Source organism: Bacillus cereus group sp. BceL291 (genome assembly GCF_051776705.1).
Classification (GTDB): domain Bacteria; phylum Bacillota; class Bacilli; order Bacillales; family Bacillaceae_G; genus Bacillus_A; species Bacillus_A cereus.
Genome location: NZ_JBPWAP010000153.1, coordinates 1 through 5,629 on the forward strand (window position 1 = coordinate 1; position 5,629 = coordinate 5,629).

The following is a 5,629-nucleotide window of genomic DNA, read 5'->3' on the forward strand; positions in this document are numbered from 1 at the left end:
TTTTTTGTAACGTTTCATTCTGTTTTTCGATGTAGTTTGTGGTTTGTTGTAATTGATTATGCGTTTCCACTACTTTTGTCTTTAAATGCGTTTTTACATTGGATAACTGTTCCACTTCTACTTCTAAATCTTGTTTTTCCTTAAAGGCTTGAGGCGATAAATGTTTTTTCTCAGAACCTTCTCCCCGATCTACATCAAAACCTTTTTCCCGCATTTCCAACGGGAAGTCCTGTTGCAAAGATATCAATTCTTTTCTCGTAAACATATCTTTTGCGGACAAACGATTGTCTTCTGTAATTGGCATCACACCAATATGCATATGTGGTGTCGCTTCATCCATATGAACCATCGCATACAACGTATTTTGTTTGCCATAACGCTTTTGAATAAAATCTAGTGAACTCTCAAAATAACGTTTCTGTTCTTCTAAACTTAATGAATGCATGTAATCAGGCGAAGCTGTTACTACAAATTCTGAAAGCACAACAGAATTTGCCCGTGGCTTTCGTTTTACTCGCTCACTGATCTCTTGTTTAATTGTGCTTTCATATCTAATTTTTTGTTGATTCAACAAATCATAATTCTGTTCACTTTTCGAATAATCGATGTCTAAATTTGATTTACTTTTTCCTTGTCTTTGATTATGTTTTTGAATCCCTTGCACATCAGAAATTTGAAATTTCTGCATGTGAATGATTGCAAATTTGTTCATGTTTTTCCCTCACAATTGTCTTCCGTAAGAGGACTACTTTTGAGCTTATCATAACATATCGAGAGAGCGAATCCAAAGTTTTGGTATAGCCCATTATACCAAATTACATTTGGTGTGGGCTCTGCGAGACCTCGTTGGCTTCGCCAAATCACGCCACAGCGTGATAAAGACCAGGGGCTTTGCCCCACACCCCACAAGGGGAACTCTTCCCCTTGACCCCATCGATCCAACTCCCCAACCCCTCAATCCTTGAGGGGCTTCCTCGCCGGTTGGCGTCCCCAAAACGGTTCGTTTTGAGGAACTACCAAGAGGATGGAAAATCGGTTGCACGTGTCAATTCCTTAATGCTCCTTTCATGGATCAGCATAAACCGCTGAACCATTCCAGTCCGCTTACCATTGACACTTACCGCTTATTTTTCTTCTCCCAATAGTCGTTTTGCGAGTTATTTCAATCATTCATTAAATCCTTTATCAAACTCTTAATTCTAAATTAATTAAAAAATAAAAAGACTAATTAGTACTTATCTATTTAGTACTAATTAGTCTTTGTTTTATCCTGTATTTAAGTTCTTTTTTATACTGTTTATTATTGCAAAGGTGGATACTTTAATTTTTTCATCTCTATTTCAGTAAGTCCACTTCCACCCCACATTTTTTTCTTTATCGCTTTTTCAGAATTAAAGTAAGCTTGAAAATTAACTTTTTTATCTTGATAAGAATATTCATAATAAATATCAGGATTTTCTCCTTCCACATAAACAGCAAGCCAATATCCGCCCATTTTAAAGTCTTTATGAAAATCAATATATTTCAACTGACTTTCTTGTATTCCTTGTCTAGCAATGTAATTATATATAGATTTTTTCGCCTGTACTCTATTAAATAAAACAAAACTAACCACTAAAACTATTGATATAAAGATAGCCATCATTATTAACATCTTTTTTTTTTCAAATTCAATCCTCCTAAATTATTTATTAATATGTTTTTACTAATGACGGTCTATATGCTGAAGTAAAAGTATCAATTAAACCATAAGGAGTTACGATTCCACTAACCGCTTGCATAACATTTCTTGAACCAGAACCAAAATAGAGTGCTTGAAATACTAATTTAGAACAATAAGTTGGATTTTTTTGATACAGATGTGTATCGATACCATAATCTAAATAAACATTTTTAGTTGCACTTCCAGTAGTGGAATAAAAATTTCTATCAGCATATCTAGCTACATCTCTAGCAAGTGTTTGATCTTTTAATCGATAAACCTTAATCCATTTTCCTGACGCAGTATATTTTTGCATCCAATTAGATGTAGATAATTGTTGATTTCCTTGGCCAGCACCAGGCATATGTAAAATATAATTATCACCATTAGCAATAGCTGCATGTCCTACTATACCTGCTGAACTAGTTGCGTTTGTTATAAATATATCTCCAGCTTTTAAAGTAAATCCACCCCAACTTCCTCTTGGAGTCACGTCATCAAAAAGTTCAATATCTCCCGTTGGTGCTTGTCCATAATTATTTAATTTTAACCATTCATTATAAGATAACGGTTCTAGAAAAACACCTTGTTTTAAACCATCTTGATATATAGGCATAAATTCTTCTTTATTTTGTTTTAACCATTCATTATAAGATACACTATTTTGATCTAAAACACCTTCTTGAATTGCTTGATTATAAAGAGATTGATAATCAATAATTTCCTCAGCAGCAAACGCTTTCAAGTTAAAACCACAAATAAAAAATAAAATAGCAATAAAACTAATTAATAATTTTTTCATAAATTGTCTCCCTAAATAATTATTATATTTCGGTAACCTTTTATAAAGGTAACACGATTTTCAAATTCAAAATGTAAATACTTGTGACAAAAAACATACAAATATTTATTAGCTAAATAATGTAATTCTCCCTTGTTTTTGGGTGTGAGTGCTGGCTAGTCGTGTGGGGGCTAAACCCCACATAGCGTTGATACATATGGAAAAAGAATCATGCTTTGAACGGAAGAATTGGCGGTTCGGCTGGTACAATTGCTAGCCCAAGTCGAGCAACTTAACCCCGTTTTTGGTCTGTTCGGCTTGGCGAAAGCTAAAAACCAGCCGAAAAAAGTTTGGCAAGGATGAAACGTAGTGAAAAAGGTGGAGATTTTTGAGTGCTTTTTCCTCAAAAATACGACCTGTTCCTTGCGGAACTTTTAGCCCTTATATAGAGAGTGAGAGTAAAATACCTACTAAACTAGTTAAAAAGCTTATTATATCAAGGGTTTATAGTGGTTTTAATAGTTGTCAGATTAGACAACTTTAGTTGTCAAATTAGACAACTATTAAAATTAAAAAAATAGCCCTTAAAAAAGGGCTATTGGAAATTTTTTAAATAGTGATTTCGAATTCATAAATAAAGCTTTTAAAGTTGTTTCAACATTATCACGTTCACCGCTATAAATAATATTAGGATTAATAAATAATGCGTATGTACGAGCTTTAACCCCTTCTGGTTTATGTCCATTTGCTTTTACAATAACACCTTTTTGTACCAGACTATTTACAATGCGACTAATTTTAGATTTATCAGTTTTTAATCTATCAGCTATTTGTTTTTGACTCATAGGAAGTGCATTTCTAGAATGAATATCATTTACAATACAATTACTTTTAAATTGTAAAAACCTTTGAATACGAAGTAAAAAGAGCATTTCTTCGTCAGTAAAAAATGCATTTTCTAAAGCATAATCCCAATTATCTTGAATAAATTGGGCAAACTTTACTTTTGATTGCGGGGAACGTTTAGTACCTATAAATATTTCTTTTCCGCCAGTAGCTTTACTTAATACTTGCATTGCTTGATTTACTTCTTCTTGATTAATTCCGTTATGATCTTGTTTAAACTTTTCTTTTTCATTCTCAAAATCACGTATTCTTGCATTTTTCTCAACATGTTTAAAATCAATGGTATTTGTCATGCTTTTCTCCTCGTTTCTAGTATTTACAACTAGCGAAGAGACTTTTATTTTGTTATTATGAAGTTAGATAAATTAATTTGAGTCTGAACACTCTAATTAATTGTATAACAGTAAAAAAAGCCCTTCTCCTATAGTTGTAGATTCGACAACTCAATTATAGCATGAATGGCTTTTTTTGTTGTATCTTGTCTGACTTTTTATATGTTATTGTATAGCAAGTTCGTTTTAGTCGTGAGCTCATTCATTTTATTTCTAAAAAAACTTCATAAAGTATCATGCACTACAGACTCAGAGAAAGAGCACTGTTCGAAGGTCCTCTTTTTTTGCCGTACAGGTTCCCATTTACTTTAAAATGAATAAACTATCTTAAACCTTACTTTAACAAATATTCATCGGTTCATAACTTATAAACACAACCCTAATACACAGAATGTTTTTTAAACGAGCGCCTTGCCATAAGTGCTCGTTTTATTTTGATGATTTTCTACAAAATGAAATTTTTATTGAGTATCTTTAACCATCATCCGTACAAAATTCGCATTCTAAATGTATACTTTCTTTACGGGAATCTCTATTTTTCTAAAATCCTCTGAAAACACCATAAAACCAATTATTTGAAAGTAAACAAATATTCAAAAGTTTACTTTGGAACTTACAATTGAAATCCAACATACAATGCTATGAGCATTTACAACATAGTCTTGGTCGACAATAAAAAAAGTACGAAGTCTTTTAAAAGACTTCGTACTAACAACAGACTAAAGTACAGTTCATCGGAAACTGAAAGGGTATTTCATCTATTTATTATAAATCATTAATTCCTATTTCCGGGAATTAATTAGAAAATATGCAAAATTTCATGTTTTATAATTCCTTATAAACAACAAACCTAGTGAATATTTTTGAATTTTCTTTTTATTAATGTTAGACTAAATTATATAAGATACAACTCCTTAAACGCCTAGATATATCTCTATTCGTTATACGCAAAAAAACCAATTCTCGTGTAATAGAATTGGTTTTTTGTGCAATTCAGTCAAACAGCAACTTGAACCCACATTTTCAAATGTAGTCTTATCAATCTTAACATAATTTTAATTACATAAACGCAAAAAATCTCTTTATATGCACACATATAAAGAGATTTTTAAATGGATGAAACCCATAAATTAGTTAGTGATGAATAATTATAGTATATCACAAAACGTTTCTAACGTTCCATGTCATATCCTTTCTGTCTACTTCTTATTTCTCTTGTATGTTCACGTTCAAATTGATTATCTACACCCTTCATATCCAGTTCGTTTTTAATAAGTCCTCTAAATGCCTTAAATTGCTCTTTAAAGACTTTTTTCGTCTGTTGATATAAAACCTTTATATTCATCTGTAAATCTCTTATATGAGCCTTTAAAGTGCCTATTTCAGTATGCAATTCTTTATTTACTTCTTCTAATTCCCGATTTTGTTTATAAGAATGTTTTAAAGCAAGATTATTCCCCTTTATTGTTTCTTCTAAATATTTATTATCTTCTCGTAAACTTTGATTCTCTTTTACAAGATCCGTCTTCTGTAAACGTTCATAATCTTTTTTAACAATAACGGCTGCATTCACTTTTTCTGTCATATCTCTCCATTGCTCACGTGTAACCACAATGTTTCCTGTTTTCTTCTCAGTAATTTCTGGCTTTCCAAACAGTTTCGTTGTTACTTCTGTTTTTGTTTCTTCTCGCAAATAAGACATTGACACTGGCTTATCCGGAATTTGATTTCGAAACGTTTCAAATTCCTGTTTCTTTTCTTTTATTTTTTTATCTAAACTCAAAAATTGTTGCTGAATTTTTTGTAACGTTTCATTCTGTTTTTCGATGTAGTTTGTGGTTTGTTGTAATTGATTATGCGTTTCCACTACTTTTGTCTTTAAATGCGTTTTTACATTGGATAACTGTT

4 protein-coding genes and 1 pseudogene are annotated in these 5,629 nt (G+C 31.6%); all 5 read right to left on the reverse strand.

The window, feature by feature from the left end; translation table 11 throughout:
* A partial coding sequence (gene mobV, locus ACS2CR_RS33265) for a MobV family relaxase (RefSeq protein ID WP_438906145.1) occupies nucleotides 1-712 on the reverse strand: 712 nt, incomplete at its 3' end.
* 588 nt (nucleotides 713-1,300) lie between these two features.
* The gene (locus tag ACS2CR_RS33270; RefSeq protein WP_160147609.1) at nucleotides 1,301-1,654 is read right to left on the reverse strand and encodes a DUF3139 domain-containing protein; all 354 of its coding nucleotides are present in this window, start codon (nucleotides 1,652-1,654) and stop codon (nucleotides 1,301-1,303) included.
* 37 nt (nucleotides 1,655-1,691) lie between these two features.
* Complete coding sequence (locus tag ACS2CR_RS33275) at nucleotides 1,692-2,504, reverse strand: hypothetical protein (RefSeq protein WP_000734781.1); 813 nt, start codon at nucleotides 2,502-2,504, stop codon at nucleotides 1,692-1,694.
* Between the two features lie 563 nt (nucleotides 2,505-3,067).
* Nucleotides 3,068-3,682 (reverse strand): MarR family transcriptional regulator, encoded by a 615-nt coding sequence (locus tag ACS2CR_RS33280; RefSeq protein ID WP_000185569.1) that lies wholly within the window; start codon nucleotides 3,680-3,682, stop codon nucleotides 3,068-3,070.
* 1,210 nt (nucleotides 3,683-4,892) lie between these two features.
* Nucleotides 4,893-5,629: pseudogene (locus tag ACS2CR_RS33285) on the reverse strand (MobV family relaxase); the annotation flags it as partial.